This is a genomic window from Pseudoalteromonas sp. NC201 (assembly GCF_002850255.1).
GTDB lineage: Bacteria > Pseudomonadota > Gammaproteobacteria > Enterobacterales > Alteromonadaceae > Pseudoalteromonas.
In genome coordinates, this window is record NZ_CP022522.1 from 2,995,803 (window position 1) to 3,010,685 (window position 14,883).

The 14,883-nt window shown below is 42.2% G+C and carries 13 protein-coding genes and 5 tRNA genes; 7 read left to right on the plus strand and 11 right to left on the minus strand.

Going from position 1 to position 14,883, the window contains the following annotated elements; genetic code table 11:
- Positions 1 to 168: 168 nt before the first annotated feature.
- Positions 169 to 795, minus strand: a complete 627-nt coding sequence (locus PNC201_RS12980; RefSeq protein ID WP_102057300.1) for a GTP cyclohydrolase II — start codon at positions 793 to 795, stop codon at positions 169 to 171.
- A 159-nt stretch (positions 796 to 954) separates the two neighbouring features.
- Between PNC201_RS12980 and PNC201_RS12985 the strand changes: the two genes are divergently transcribed.
- From PNC201_RS12985 to PNC201_RS12995, 3 genes are read left to right on the plus strand one after another with little or no spacing between them, the layout of a single operon-like run.
- Positions 955 to 2,178, plus strand: coding sequence for a hypothetical protein (locus tag PNC201_RS12985; RefSeq protein ID WP_102057301.1), 1,224 nt, complete (start codon positions 955 to 957; stop codon positions 2,176 to 2,178).
- Entirely contained in the window at positions 2,178 to 2,600 is a 423-nt protein-coding gene (locus tag PNC201_RS12990; protein ID WP_102057302.1) for a hypothetical protein, read from the plus strand. The genes PNC201_RS12985 and PNC201_RS12990 overlap by 1 nt, the downstream gene beginning before the upstream one ends.
- On the plus strand, positions 2,593 to 4,158 hold the full coding sequence (locus tag PNC201_RS12995; protein WP_010606204.1) for a sensor domain-containing diguanylate cyclase: 1,566 nt from the start codon (positions 2,593 to 2,595) through the stop codon (positions 4,156 to 4,158). The genes PNC201_RS12990 and PNC201_RS12995 overlap by 8 nt, the downstream gene beginning before the upstream one ends.
- Before the next feature lie 54 nt (positions 4,159 to 4,212).
- Here PNC201_RS12995 and PNC201_RS13000 read toward each other — a convergent pair whose 3' ends face one another.
- Complete coding sequence (locus PNC201_RS13000; RefSeq protein WP_233525175.1) at positions 4,213 to 6,027, minus strand: DUF3413 domain-containing protein; 1,815 nt, start codon at positions 6,025 to 6,027, stop codon at positions 4,213 to 4,215.
- Positions 6,028 to 6,137: 110 nt separating this feature from the next.
- On the minus strand, positions 6,138 to 6,644 hold the full coding sequence (locus tag PNC201_RS13005) for a DUF3087 domain-containing protein (RefSeq protein WP_010606202.1): 507 nt from the start codon (positions 6,642 to 6,644) through the stop codon (positions 6,138 to 6,140).
- Positions 6,645 to 6,812: 168 nt separating this feature from the next.
- Between PNC201_RS13005 and PNC201_RS13010 the strand changes: the two genes are divergently transcribed.
- The 3 genes from PNC201_RS13010 (at position 6,813) to PNC201_RS13020 (ending at position 8,911) form a co-directional block, all read left to right on the plus strand.
- The gene (locus tag PNC201_RS13010; protein ID WP_102057304.1) at positions 6,813 to 7,448 is read left to right on the plus strand and encodes an energy transducer TonB; all 636 of its coding nucleotides are present in this window, start codon (positions 6,813 to 6,815) and stop codon (positions 7,446 to 7,448) included.
- 307 nt (positions 7,449 to 7,755) lie between these two features.
- Entirely contained in the window at positions 7,756 to 8,313 is a 558-nt protein-coding gene (locus PNC201_RS13015; protein ID WP_102057305.1) for an RNA polymerase sigma factor, read from the plus strand.
- A complete protein-coding gene (locus tag PNC201_RS13020; protein ID WP_010606199.1) occupies positions 8,306 to 8,911 on the plus strand; it encodes a hypothetical protein in 606 nt (201 codons plus the stop codon). Before PNC201_RS13015 ends, PNC201_RS13020 begins: the two co-directional genes overlap by 8 nt.
- A gap of 13 nt (positions 8,912 to 8,924) precedes the next feature.
- Here the strand turns inward: PNC201_RS13020 and PNC201_RS13025 are convergent, their stop codons facing one another.
- A complete protein-coding gene (locus tag PNC201_RS13025; RefSeq protein ID WP_102057306.1) occupies positions 8,925 to 10,301 on the minus strand; it encodes a Na+/H+ antiporter NhaC family protein in 1,377 nt (458 codons plus the stop codon).
- Between the two features lie 212 nt (positions 10,302 to 10,513).
- Between PNC201_RS13025 and PNC201_RS13030 the strand changes: the two genes are divergently transcribed.
- Positions 10,514 to 11,362, plus strand: a complete 849-nt coding sequence (locus PNC201_RS13030) for a MurR/RpiR family transcriptional regulator (RefSeq protein WP_010606197.1) — start codon at positions 10,514 to 10,516, stop codon at positions 11,360 to 11,362.
- Positions 11,363 to 11,417: 55 nt separating this feature from the next.
- Here the strand turns inward: PNC201_RS13030 and PNC201_RS13035 are convergent, their stop codons facing one another.
- The 7 genes from PNC201_RS13035 to PNC201_RS13065 all read right to left on the minus strand — a co-directional run bounded on the left by PNC201_RS13035 (position 11,418) and on the right by PNC201_RS13065 (position 14,752).
- The gene (locus PNC201_RS13035) at positions 11,418 to 12,578 is read right to left on the minus strand and encodes an exo-beta-N-acetylmuramidase NamZ family protein (RefSeq protein ID WP_102057307.1); all 1,161 of its coding nucleotides are present in this window, start codon (positions 12,576 to 12,578) and stop codon (positions 11,418 to 11,420) included.
- 1,043 nt (positions 12,579 to 13,621) lie between these two features.
- Positions 13,622 to 13,698, minus strand: a tRNA-Arg gene (locus PNC201_RS13040).
- A 136-nt stretch (positions 13,699 to 13,834) separates the two neighbouring features.
- A tRNA-Arg gene (locus PNC201_RS13045) sits at positions 13,835 to 13,911 on the minus strand.
- Positions 13,912 to 14,046: 135 nt separating this feature from the next.
- Positions 14,047 to 14,123: transfer RNA gene (locus tag PNC201_RS13050), tRNA-Arg, on the minus strand.
- A 136-nt stretch (positions 14,124 to 14,259) separates the two neighbouring features.
- Positions 14,260 to 14,336 (minus strand) — tRNA-Arg (locus PNC201_RS13055).
- A 21-nt stretch (positions 14,337 to 14,357) separates the two neighbouring features.
- Positions 14,358 to 14,450 (minus strand) — tRNA-Ser (locus PNC201_RS13060).
- Between the two features lie 119 nt (positions 14,451 to 14,569).
- Positions 14,570 to 14,752, minus strand: a complete 183-nt coding sequence (locus tag PNC201_RS13065; protein WP_010375970.1) for a hypothetical protein — start codon at positions 14,750 to 14,752, stop codon at positions 14,570 to 14,572.
- Between the last annotated feature and the right edge of the window lie 131 nt (positions 14,753 to 14,883).

Genomic DNA, 14,883 nt, shown 5'->3' on the forward strand with positions numbered 1-14,883 from the left:
ATTTGTCAGCGCTTTTTAGCATATTTTAAACAAATACTGACGGTTACCATAACCTATGTTGGACATCTTAAGTTTGAGAGAGTTGTAATGAGAATAGTATGTTTGATATGACAAGCCAACCGAAGCACTTATCTAGTCGGCTTGTTGTAGTAAGCATATACGCTTCGGCTAATCAGCTTTTGATATCTTTTTGATATCCAGCATGTGGGCACCGTGTTGGATCTTGGTTTTTAGATACTGTTCATTACCAGAAACCCCAGCCTTAACATGCGCCTGAGTGCCAACTACCTCATCGACAGTAATACCCGCATTTCTCAACGCCTTCAGCTTTCTTGGATTATTCGTCATTAACTTAACGTGGTTTAATCCGAGCGCCTGAAGCATCAACACGGCATCAGAGAAATCTCTTAAGTCATCTTCAAAGCCGAGGTGGTTGTTTGCCTCGTAGGTGTTCATCCCTTGTGATTGCAATACATAAGCATCGATTTTATTGTACAAGCCAATGCCACGACCTTCTTGGCGCAAATATAACAAAATGCCGCCTTGATTATGCATCGCCTCAATACATTCATTTAACTGTTCGCCACAATCACAACGAGAAGAATGAAAGACATCGCCGGTTAAGCACTCAGAGTGCATACGAATTAGGGGAATTTGCTGCTGACTGTCTGCGCTATTAAATACCAGCGCAACATGTTCCTGGCCATCTTTTAGCCCTGAAAAAGAAACTATTTCTGCAGGGATATTACTATGCTGCCCTACATTCAGCCCGACTCTCGCTCTTACTTCTGCCACGTCTTAATCTTGCCTAATGTGATAATATAACAATATGCTACCATACATGGGATATGGTGTCTCTAAGTTCATTATACAAGGCCAAGGCGGACATCGCATTGGTAAATGTCAAAATTCGAACTAGGCTATATAAAAGGAAAGCGAAAACATTTATAACTCATGCGCTCTGTTTTTATCTGCCTACTATTTTTAACCACATTCAGCTACGGCTCTGACATTGATTTCAGTGGCTTTGCTACGCTCAAGGCGGTTAAAACAGACTCCCATACCGCCAAAATCAGAGAATCCATCTCACATCCGCACGGTGTGGAAAAAGATGAGCTCGACTTTTCATTTTCTTCTTTGGGCCTACAGGCAGAGTGGCATGCAAATGATAATGTAGAGTTTGTTGGGCAACTGCTATTAAAAGAGCAACACGATGACCAAGTCAACAATGCAATAAAACTGGCTTTTCTACGCTACAATCTAAATTCGAACTGGCAATTTCGTGCCGGACGCACCGGGTTAGACCTATTTTTGATGACTGAATATCGGGATATTGGCTATTCAATGGATATGGAACATCCGCCTGTCGAGTTTTATTCCATTATTCCTCACCAAAACCTAGATGGCGTTGACTTGCAGTATCGCGCACCGCTTGATCAGGGCATCGCCAGCATCAAAGCATATTGGGGCCGCTCCGAATCGCCTATCTACAGCGATTATAAGTTTTTTTGGAATGTAGAACTTAAATCTATCTTGGGTGTAGCGGTACAGTACGAAACGTTAAATTGGCTGTTTAGAGCCAACTATACAACAACAAAAGCAGCTAATGAGCATGAACAGCAAAAGCAGTTACGTGAGGCTCTCGCGCAAGTTCCTCTACAAGTTTGGCCAACCAAAAATGAGCTTATCGACTCTCTTTATATTATCGACAAGCGCTTCACCTATAGCGCGCTCAGTATGAGATATGATGATTCGAAGTGGTTGGTACAAAGTGAATTATCGCTGACGGATTCAAATTCCAGCGTGCTCAACCGCCTAAAAGCAGCTTATATCACACTAGGCAAGCGCTTCGATTTAAACACTTTGTCTTTCACCTACTCAGTTGCCAAGTCCGATAATGAGCCAAGTGTAGAACCCGGTCCGCTCGTCCCATTACCTGAATTAATACAAATATACGAAGCTGCTTCCATGCACTCTGGTTTTTATCAACTGGATCAGCATAGCACCTCACTAACGTGGCGACGCGAATTGAGCCCGACGTTAGCACTAAAGTTCAATTGGAAGCATACATCAGCGGACCATTTGCCCAGCGCTTTTTACCTTCACGATACTGAGCAATTTAGTGATCCCGACCTTTCTTTTAACACCTTCACACTTAGCTTTAATTGGGTGTTCTGATGAAAAGGTTACTTACTGCTGTTTTCTTCCTGATTTCTTACCCAATTTCAGCAACAGCTGATATTGCCGTCATCGTTAACAAAGACAACCCCATCGAGTCAATATCGCAGCGCCAACTCATCGACATGTACATGGGAAAATACGTTGCCTTTCCCAACGGCGATATGGCCGTGACCTATGACTACGAAAAATCACACCCTTTAAGAGGTCCTTTTTTCTTGGCACTGACAGGACGCAATGAAAGCCAAATCAATGCTTATTGGTCAAGAATAAAGTTCAGCGGCAAAGTTTCTCCCCCACAGTCATTTTCCTCACCGTCGACTATACTTGAAAATATCAGAAATACGCCAAATGCAATCGGCTATGTTCCAGCAGACTTTGTGACGGGTGATGTGAAGGTAATTTATCAAATCAATGACTAAATATGGGCTGATCGTGCGGCTAGCACTCGTGCTTGTTGTCTCGACTTTTATTTTTTCAATGCTTTACGCTAAGTTATATCACGACCATATTGTTGAGCGTGAACTTCGGCGTTCTAATACTATTATTGGGCAAATTGGCCAAACCGTGTCGTCTTCTTCCTCTATTGCCACTTATCTCAATGACAAAGACCTTGCTGTAGAAGTTATTAATGGCCTAGTCAGTAACGACGTTATCTCTTCGGCCGCAATAAAAAGTGAGGATAAGTGGCTCGCTCAAAGTGTAGGATTTAAATCGCAAAATGCGACCATTATTTCGCTTAATCATCCGTTTTTATTGAGTGAAATTGTTGGTGAGATCTATATTCAACCAAATTCCGTTTTTATCGAGCAAAGTGCTAGAGATATCGCCCGTTCAAGTGTTCAAACTTTGTTGGTTGTCATCATCCCAATCTTAGTCATCTTCACCGTTGTTACACATTTTATAGTTACAAAACCCCTGAGTAACTTAAGTAGTCAAATTGCTAGGGTTATTCCTGGAACACCATTGGATTTAGTCGTGCCTAGGGGGCATGAATCAAGTGAAATTGGTGATATTGCGAGCAATACCAATCAACTTATTGCTAAAACCGCTTCCATGTTCGAGCAAGAGCGCCAACTGCGAGCTGATATTGAAATACTTGAGAAGCGCTTTAGGCTGATGTTTGAGCGCTCCTCTTCTCCCACCCTACTGGTAAAAGACAAAGGTGAAGTGATCTTAGCTAATGATGCCGCTTGTGATTTGCTGGCAGGCATGGCAATTGACCTTGATGAATATTTTCCCGAAAGTTTTGGTCGCTACTGCAAAACTCCGGATATTCTCTACACCTTTACGGAGCATACCTTGGAGCTTAACCAGCCAACTCAGTCAGAGTTTGAGTTTATTAACCCCATGACCGAACAACCTGTTTGGCTGAGTGTCATCATGCTTAGAGTGGAAAGTAGCGGGCAATTCTATTTACAGGTGTTTTTATCAGATATCACGCTTAGAAAAACTGTGTTTCAAGAACTCAATAAAAAGGCTAACCGCGATAAGCTAACAGGCCTCTACAATCGCCATGGTACTGAAATCAAGATCAACGAGTGGTTAGATAACGAAACTCCGTTTAGCTTATTTATTATTGATTTAGATGAGTTTAAACCAATCAATGATATTTATGGCCATAACGCCGGTGACGCTATGTTAAAACACATCGCCACTCAAATTAGTGCTCAGGTGAGAGAACAAGACGTGGTTTGTCGTTGGGGAGGTGATGAGTTTTTGATTGCCTTGCACTGCGCTAAAAATGAAAAATTGCAGCGCATCGCTGAAAACCTGTTAGGGGCGATAAACACCGAGATGATTTGGCAAACGTCAGAAGGGAAATTACTTCCACTGCGAGTTGGTGCGAGCATAGGTATTGCAAGCTACCCAAGAGACGCGGTTGAGCTAAGCCAATTAATCGAATGTGCCGATGTCGCCATGTATACGGTTAAAAAAGACAAGAAAAACGCCTTTCAATTTTACTCGTTAAGCGCTTAGTTATACCGCTCAAGTTAGCACGACAGTCCACCAGCACACCTAATCCTCTTTTATCTACTGAAAGTGGCTTATCTGCTGCATTGCCTCTTGAATATATTCAAAGTTTGGCTCTTGCTCAGATGGCTTGTTAGTTTCATCGAGCATCTCATAAGTTCCCATGGGCGAGACTTCAACAATTTGCTGCTTACTCACAATCGCATATTTATTGTAGCTACTGAGTAATAGCCAATTTCTCTTTTTAACTGTTCCGGTTAAGTTATAACCCGTACTATAATCTTCAGGTGTGTTTTTGACCCCTAAGTACTCATTCATCAACGTCGGCACGACGTCTAAGTGACTGGTTACCACATTTGAGGCTTGCCAATGCTGCCACTTTTCGCTTTTTGGTCCTACAACAATAAATGGCACCTTTATCTGCGGCTCAGTAAAATTACTATTGTGTCCCCAGTAATTAAGCTTGTTGTCATTAAGCTCTTCACCATGATCTGATGTGATAATCACCAGTGTATTTTCTATATCAAGCTGCGCTAATACCGATGCAGCAAGACTATCTACAAAGTGTGTACTGGTAAGATAGCGATTTAAAATTGGTTCTCTATCATAATCGTTGTCCAATAACATATGGTTAATGGGGCCGTGCATTGGCCCAAACCCGGCATGGTAACCCTCAGGAACTGCGTAGCCATGGATTGCATCATAAAAGAGAAAACTGAAAGACGGCTGGTTTGGATCTTTATTAGCATACCATTTAACCCAATTTTTGGTGATCTGCTCATCCCTAGCTAATACGTCATCACCTTTTGTATGCGTTTTTAGCCCCTTAATGCGAGCAAACACGGTTTCATTAAACTCAGGGCGAACAAGTTGTGCAGACGAAAATACCCCAAATTGATAACCCAAATCGCGCATTCTATCCATCAATAATGGCGTAACTCGATTGTTGTAAATATCCTGCCAAGCAGTGCCTGGCAAACCATAAAACAGTCCGGAGATCCCTGTTCGTGTAGAATTTCCAGTAGAGAAGTGTTGATTGAAGACCACACCTTGTTGTGAGAATCGCCAAATATTGGGAGTAACTTGTGCTGTAAAGGCATCATACCGCCATGAATCCAGTACCACAAAAACAATATCAAGAGGCTTTTTAACTGGCTCTACTTCAATAGGTTGTAAAGGATAGTTAAATTGCCCTTGTGTTAAAGACATTGATTTCTGCTGCGCCAATGCAGCCTCATCTAGCAAATCATATTTACGCAAAAAAGAGTTTGCTGTTGCAGGTTTGTAGAGGGGTAAATACTTACTGAATCCTGTGATCGGTTGATATACCGTCGCACTTGCCCAAGCATGAATTGTATTGCTCGCCAACAGGGCAATAATGGTTACGCTAGTGAACTTTCGACCAAAGCGCAGCTGCATTACGGCTCGGGGCTTACTTAACCACGTTAACAGGTAAAACTGGAAAGCAAATATCATAACAAAAATGGCTACCGCTTGAGCCCATGCAATTGGCGAGAACTCAATAACTTGGCCTGCAAGCAGCATATCGACAATAACACCGTTAATATGAAACTTGTAAAGCTCAAAGCACAAGCTATTTGCAATAAGTGCTACGAAAAACAATGCATAAAATAAAGCAAAGCATACGGATCTCACTTTATTTGACTGTAACCATACTAAAGGCATAGCGACAATACTCACTAACGCTGTGAGTAAAGCCATATGGCTCCACGTTGATACGGAAACGTAAAATAATGTCAGTCCTTGATAATCAACAGGGTTGGTATTTACAACATTTATGGTAATTAAGATTGAGCAAAGAGAGTTGATAAGAACCAACCAGCCGAACTGGTGAAACCGATGACGCAATAGCACAGTTCAAAGTGTTCCTTTAATAGAAAATTTGACTGTTATATTACCGTTCTGACACATTAGTGTCACATTAAAAATTGTGAAAAAGTTTAACGCCGAAACAAGCCGCTTTGTTAGTACTGTTTCAATATCGTTTCTTTATAGTTTTCTGCTTTTATTTCAACTTGATACTTGCTAGCCAGTGAATCCAGCTCTGCTTGCCACATCGCCAAATCATCCATCGTTATGGTGTTGTCATCCAATTGCCATAGCTGACGAGATCCCGCATAGCTATACTGAATCGCCGTCATCGCGTCCACATCCCCCTGCTGCGCAGCCTGTTTTAACTTCGCCATTTTACGGGTGATTTTGTTCAATGATTGCTTTAAGTCCCACACATAACTGACTTCAGTCATAAAGGGATGCGCTTTATGCTTTTTGAGCACGAGCCCAATGACGATGCAGGTCACTACTACACCAGTTAAATTCCAATGAAAATGGCTACCATCTACATCAGGAAATAATTGGATCAATAACTGAGCAATCCCTAAACTACCGAGTGCTAGCGCCACAACGCAAGCAATAATTACTTGATTTAAATGTTTGCGATAACGCGCTTTATTGATCTCAACTAACTTCATAACTACCTATGATCACGAAAAATTAAATAATGTGCTCTGCTCTTCGTGCATTGTAATCCATGGCCTGTAGCCAAACCAAGATACATATCAAAAAAATCTAAAAACTTTCACCCCGTTTCAGTTACCCAAACGTTTTATATACGAAAACAATATAACAGGGATAAAATCATGACGACATTAGCCACTCTTCAACAGCCTAATTTAGCAATTCCAAAACTCGCACTATCGCTTGTTGGCGCAGTTATTATTACTTTTGCCACCTTTGGCTTTATGCAAAACTTAGTTTCTCAGGAACTCACTCCCCCCATTGTCGACATAGAAGTATTTGATCTTACTATTGCAACGGATAGAGAGGACTCTCCAGTCGAAGAAAAAAGGGTAATGCCAGAACCACCAAAACCAATAACGGCCCCAGTTAGACCGACTGAAAATATCGTTGATACAGGAGATAATCTACAAATTAGTAGCGAGACACCTAGCGTAGATTTAGGTAAGTTTACTAACACAATGACGCTGCAATTCTCCACCGATGGGCAAGCGACTCCACTTGTTAGAAGCAACCCTAACTATCCGCCCGCGGCTGCTAGAGATGGAGTGGAAGGCTGGGTAGAAATGGAGTTTGCCATTTCTCCACAAGGCGAAGTGATTGATGTTAAAGTGACGAATGCGGAGCCTAAAAGAGTATTTGATCAGGCTGCTGTCAGAGCACTAAGGAAATGGAAGTATAGACCACTTATTGTTGATGGAAAGCCGCAGCCGCAATACGCTCAGCGCGTTGTATTAGAGTTTACACTGGAACAATAACAGCCATTGATACGTAATCAATTTGAGCCGCTGAGTCACGAAGTAAACTTCTTAATTTAACCTGAGGTTTGGATAAGGAATGAGCTAACTCATTGTTTTTAATACCACATTAGATTATCCCCTTATCTAGCCTGACAGTTTTAGGGATAACAAGGCGAATTTATGCACCAATAGCTGGCTATTGGAAGTGAATTCAACGCAGTTAGCGCTAAAACTGGCTGCTAGAAAGGCTTTAATTATCCGAAGCTCAGGTTAATTTAGCTTATTGATATTAGGGTCTGTTGACCCTTGAGACTTAGGATTGCCTATGCTGAGTAGCTTGAAAATGTGGCGTGCTCGCGCCACCAGCAACGTAGAAGATCCGCTTTATGAATATGCGACGACGGGTAAAGTAAAATACCTAGAGCAAGTCATTGAGCGCTATCAAGGTGATTTATTTCACTTTCTAAAAACACAAACACAGGCGGCGTCGGCAGAAGATATATGTCAAAAAACATGGCTAAAAGTCATCGAAAAGAAAAGCGCTTATCGACAACAGGGTCACCCCAAGGCTTACTTGTTTCACATTGCACGTAACTTGCTAATCGATTCAATCAGGGCGTCAGGTAAACTCTCTGAGTTGACAGATAGTAAAGTAGGTATGACCAGCTCCAATGAGTTTACAAAAACATCGGAGGAACAGTGGCTATACCAGCAAATTGCTACACTTCCTTTATTACAAAAAGAGGCGCTAAGCTTACAGTTAGAAGGGTTCAGCTTAGCTGAAATAGCACAAATTGTAGGGGCCACGCAAGAGACTGTAAAAACTCGAATTAGATACGCAAAAGAGACACTAAAGTCTCAAGTGGGTGAAAATCATGAGTAATTTAGACAAATTTGACGCCAAGTTAAAAGCGGCTTACCAAGCTAACAAGCAGGAAAAACCGTTAACTTTGGCTACTCGCATCAAGGTGCGACTAGTTAGCTTTGCCCATCATTATTTGGGTCGTATAGAAACTTGGCAGTGGAGCGCGGTTACTTGTTCAGTCGCTTTACTTTTCACCTTATGGTATCAAAATCAACATTTTGATATTGATAAAGAATATAACTCAAATGCTCATTTAGTCAGTTATGGAGATTTTCAACACATCGAAACGCATGAGCTACAGCAAGGCCAGTATCTTGCCCGTATAGATGAACAGAAAAAAGTGCTGGATGCTAGATTTGAGGCTGCGCAACAACAAGTTCAAGAACAGCGTTACGGTCGACTCGTTGCAATTAACGATGATGCTTGGTTAATTGAAGAGTGTAATACCCATACCCTCATCGAGTTAAAACAAAGCCTACTTAGCGTGATGCCACAGCCAAAAACTAGTGTTATCAATTTTAATACGCCAGTTATGCTAGCACTGTCGACCGCCAACAACGGACAAATTATTGCTATTGAAAGTACGGGGCAAAACCAAGTTTTGGCTTGCCCCTAACTGGCGCTTACTCTTAAATCATAATAAGGCTGGCAATAAAGAAGCTGATAATTGCTAATACCCCGCCCACCAATGCATAAGGCAACTGGGTTTTAACATGAGTCAGTAAGTCACATCCAGATGCCAGTGCCGATACCGCACTGGTATCAGAGATAGGCGAGCAGTGATCACCAAATATTCCGCCACTTAAGATAGCACCAAGCACAAGCGACGGCGGTAAGCCTAGCGATTGAATAAGTGGCACACCAATAGGTATTAATATGGCGAAGGTGCCCCATGATGTACCAGTCGTAAATGACATGATTGCACCAGTAATAAAGAGTACAGGCACTATCAAGTAAATAGGCAAATAGTCACCAACTAAAGACGCAACAAAAGTCCCTGTTCCTAACTCTTTTAGACTTGCACCTAAGGTCAAAGAGAGTAACACAATACTTACCAATGGCAGCAGTTCTCCCATTCCCTTAAACCCAACATCCATTAGCTCGTGATGACTAAATCTCTTGCCGGTTAAAAGCAGCAAATATGCAACCGTTGAAGCTAAGAGTGTGGCATAAAGTACTGATTTAGAGCCACTACCATTTGCCAATACACCATTGCCAGTCCAAAACATAAATCCAAGCATACTTACAATCAGCGTTAATAAAGGGATCAGCATATAACGCGACTTGGTAGCACTCGGCCCACTACTTATTTCAGCCGTATGGTGTTTTAACTCTTGTTCCGCAGCCTTCATCGGTCCATGAACTTTATCAAAGACAATCGTATAGAGAACAATTAACAGCGCGATAATCGCATAAAAGTTAAACGCGACACTACCCCATAAAATACTCACTGCTGACTGCTCAAGTTCGTAGTTACTCAGCAGCCCAAGCACATAAGCTCCCCAGCCATTAAGTAAAATCAAAATACATACAGGAGCACTAGTACTATCGATGATATAAGCCAAACGAGCCCGACTCATTTTGAACCTGTCAAATAGCCCCCTCGCAACAATACCAGAAGTTAGTACACTCATATTTGATTCGATAAACACAGCCGTGCCAGTAAACATGGTCAGTAAGCCAACCTGACGCTTACTCTTAGCGACGCCTCGATTAAGCAGCATATTCACCGTTGCAGCAACCCCACCTGACTCTCGGATGAAGGCAAGCAATGCACCGATCACAATGCTAAAAATCAAGATCCGGCTGTTACCTGCCGATGTCGCAACCTCAATAACACGTTCGATACTGCCTACAAATGTGCCAGCAACTAGCGACTGCTGGCCATGTACAGCCAATAAAAATTCGGAAGAAACTAACGCTAAAATCAAAGCGATAATCACTTCTTTACGCCAAAACACGACTGCAATCGCAATCAAAGGTGGCAAAATCGAGTACCAAGCCATATAGTTTAGTCTATAAATTCAAAACACTTAGCTTAAGTTAAGCGGTTTAAAACACCAAGTCTTTGCGACTAAATTAAATTTAAGTCAACATTTAACCCCAATACTGGTACAATGAGTGTGTTTTGTGCAATGATATTCCTTTTTGGTCTATCGTAACGTTCCAATTGAACCTATAATATGGACAGATTAATTTAGTTCGGATTGAGTATCGTATGTCTACATTTGTCAAAATAAAAGCACTTCGTCCATCACTCTCAAATAGTGAAGCAAAGCTTGCTGACTTTACCTTGAACTCGGGCGATAAAATCCGTGCGCTTTCCTCCGTTGAGCTGGCACGCGAAGCCGGTGTCAGCCAATCTAGCGTCGTAAAATTTGCCCAAAAGCTGGGGTATAAAGGATTTCCAGCATTTAAACTTGCCGTTGTTGATGCGCTCAACGAGCAAACAGATACCAGCGCAGCAATTGATGAGTTAATTTCCAGTAATGACTCCATCGAGTTAATCGCAGATAAATTACAACTAAAACAGCAAAATGTTATTTCCGAAACTCGAAAACTTAACTCAGCAAAACAGTTTGAGAACGCAATTCAGTTGGTGAAAAACGCACGAAAAGTCATCGTATGTGCACTTGGTAGTACCTTCACTATGGCCCAAGATTTAACTTGGAAACTCCAAAAGCTTGGTATTCCGGCAATTGCTCAGGTCGATGAAATCAGTGCCTCTAGCTTTATTGCAACGATGGGAAAAGACGATCTTTTTATTGTGATCAGCAATACAGGAACCAGCAAGAGCTTGCTAACCTTGACTAATCAAGCTCTGGATAATGGCTGTAAATGTCTTGCCATTTCACGTTATGGTAGCCACTCACTCGCGGAAATGGCAGATGCGATACTGTATTGCATCAATGAAGGGGAGCCACTTAAGCATTCAGGTATGCTGTCTCGTACTTCTCAAGCCTACCTTATTGATGTTTTATTCACTGCACTCGCGCAATCTAACCTGCATTGGCAAAAACGTGTGGATAAGGCCAATGAAAACATGCAAGTATTGCGTAGTGAGTAAGACTTAAGCCACTCACGGCAGACTCGTGCTGCCGTTTACCTCTAGCAAAAACCCGTTACAGTCTCGGGTATAATAAATACTTTTTCCGCTGCTTTAAAAAATCTTGTACATCCTGCTGCCACAGTTTCCTCAGCTCTGATGCCGATTGGCCAGATTCAATGGCTTTGCGGACTTTGTCCGTGCCTGCAAGCTTATCGAGAAAACCGGGGGACTGAAAAAACGCTTTATTCTCGTGTTTGAACTGTGCGTATGCAGCAACAAACCAAGTTAGGTCAAAACCTCGTACATTGCTGTTTCTTAAATCCTTCCCAAACGCAGTCACACCATTTAATTTAGGATTGGAAGCCGCACCTAGTACTGGTCGAGGAGTGAACTGAAACTCACCCAACTTAGGGCCTGGATAGCCAAAAACTTGAAAGGGAAAATCCGTTCCACGACCAACAGAAATAGGTGTCGCTTCAAAAAAGCACAAAGATGGATACAAGTAGATTGCTTGTTGGTTTGGTAGGTTAGGACTTGGTGGTATCGGCAATCTGTATTCGGTGGTACCGCTATAATTTCGCATTGGAAATACACGTAACTGTGGCGCTTTAAGCGAGGTTAACCACCCTTCTCCTTTAATCATAGTCGCAAGTTCGCCAACGGTCATGCCATGCAATACGGGAATGGGATGCATACCAACAAAAGATTGAAATGGTTTTTCTAATAATGGGCCATCAACATATGCGATATTTGGGTTTGGCCTATCAAAAACCCAAAATTCAATATTTGCATCGGCTGCAGCTTCCATCGCGAGGTGCATAGTGCTGATATAAGTATAAAAGCGTAACCCCACATCTTGAATATCAAAAATAAGCACATCGATATCTTTGAGCTGCTCAGGCCTTGGCTTTTTATTACTACCATAAAGCGAAATGATTGGTAGCCCAGTTTTCACATCTGTTGCATCATCTACTTTAGCACCCGCATCATAATTACCACGAAAACCATGTTCCGGTGCAAAGACCTTTTTAACATCCACTTCTTTATTAAGTAAGTAATCAACTAGATGTTGGTCCTCAATGCGGGATGTTTGGTTTACGATTAATCCGACGCGCTTACCTTTTAACACAGGTAAATACTCTTCTGCGCGCTCAGCACCTAATGTAAGCGCTTCAACAGTTAAAGGAACACAACAAAAAACAAGTAGTAATAAAATTCTGAGTGATTGAAACATATAACGCTTTCTCTAAATAAATACGCGATTAGGGTATCAGTCAGAAAAAAAATGAAAAGTATTTCGGGAGTTTAATCATGCAGTAGTGAATCTCTGAGCGTCGTCGTCTTCAACTTTCATAAAAGATCGCAGGGTAAACCTGCTCCTACAAGATACATTTAAGCACAAAAAAACCGACTTTCGTCGGCTTGTTTATCTCTTTATTTCACCACTTGAGGAAAAGTGGCGGACGCAGGACGTGTGTTGTGGAGAGTGAACCTCCGACCGTCGTCATATTCAACTTTCATAAAAGATCGCAGGGTAAACCTGCTCCTACATGGATATTAGACACAAAAAAACCGACTTTCGTCGGCTTGTTTATCTCTTTATTTCACCACTTGAGGAAAAGTGGCGGACGCAGGACGTGTGTTGTGGAGAGTGGACCTCCGACCGTCGTCATATTCAACTTTCATAAAAGATCGCAGGGTAAACCTGCTCCTACATGGATATTAGATTAATAAAACCGACTTTCGTCGGCTTGTTTATCTCTTTATTTCACCACTTGAGGAAAAGTGGCGGACGCAGGACGTGTGCCGTGGAGAGGACCTCCGACCGTCGTCATATTCAACTTTCATAAAAGATCGCGGGTAAACCTGTTCTACATGGATATTAGACAAAATGCCGACTTTCGTCGGCTTGTTTTATCTCTTTATTTCACCACTTGAGGAAAAGTGGCGGACGCAGGACGTGTGTTGTGGAGAGTGAACCTCCGACCGTCGTCATATTCAACTTTCATAAAAGATCGCAGGGTAAACCTGCTCCTACATGGATATTAGACACAAAAAAAACCGACTTTCGTCGGCTTGTTTATCTCTTTATTTCACCACTTGAGGAAAAGTGGCGGATGCAGGACGTATGTTGTGGAGAGTGAACCTCCGAGCGTCGTCATATTTAACTTTCGTAAAAGATCGCAGGGTAAACCTGCTCCTACATGGATATTAGACACAAAAAAAACCGACTTTCGTCGGCTTGTTTATCTCTTTATTTCACCACTTGAGGAAAAGTGGCGGACGCAGGAGGATTCGAACCTCCGACCGCCTGGTTCGTAGCCAGGTACTCTATCCAGCTGAGCTATGCGTCCGTTACGAATGTATAGTTTTCCAACTTCTTTATATTTAACCACCTAAAGGAAAGTGCCGGACGCAGGACGTATTTTGTGAAGGTGAACCTCCGACTTCCTGTTTCCTACCTTTATTATTTAACCACTTAAGGAGAAGTGGCGGACGCAGGAGGATTCGAACCTCCGACCGCCTGGTTCGTAGCCAGGTACTCTATCCAGCTGAGCTATGCGTCCGTTACGAATGTATAGTTTTCCAACTTCTTTATATTTAACCACTTAAAGAAAAGTGCTGGACTCAGGAAATATTTTGTGAAGGTGAACCTCCAACGCCTGTTTCCTACCTTTATTCTTTAACCACTTAAGGAGAAGTGGCGGACGCAGGAGGATTCGAACCTCCGACCGCCTGGTTCGTAGCCAGGTACTCTATCCAGCTGAGCTATGCGTCCGTTACGAATGTATAGTTTTCCAACTTCTTTAATATTTAACCACCGAAAGAAAAGTGCCGGACGCAGGACGTGTTTTTTGAAGGTAAACCTCCAACGCCTGTTTCCTACCTTTATTATTTAACCACTCAAGGAGAAGTGGCGGACGCAGGAGGATTCGAACCTCCGACCGCCTGGTTCGTAGCCAGGTACTCTATCCAGCTGAGCTATGCGTCCGTACAAGACAACCATTAAAAATGGCGGAGAGGGAGGGATTCGAACCCTCGATAGGGCTACAAACCCTATACTCCCTTAGCAGGGGAGCGCCTTCGGCCACTCGGCCACCTCTCCGTCTTGTGGGGCGTATAATATAGGTTAGAAAAAATATGTCAAATACTTTTCTTGTAAAAAAGCACTGAATGGTGATAGATTGTGCAGTCTGCTTAGTTACTCGGCACTAACGCCAATTTTTACTCATTTTGTAGGGGGTTAGGATCGCTATAGGTATTTCTTAATGCACGTTGTTGACGCAAAACTTCGTCTAAAAATGCTTCTTGATAACCAAGCTGCTGAAACTCAGCGATACAAGCCCGATAATATAAGATTCTCGCTTGCTCGTGCTCATCGACATTTTCAAACTCATTATTGCTCATCTTTTTGGATTCCCTATTCGTTATTTTTAACGCAGCATTAGAACTTGAAAAAGACTAGTTAGGAAATTGGGATAATCTAGTTTCAAAAGAGAAACAACTTTTATTATGAATAGGAGTTGGCAATAACTACA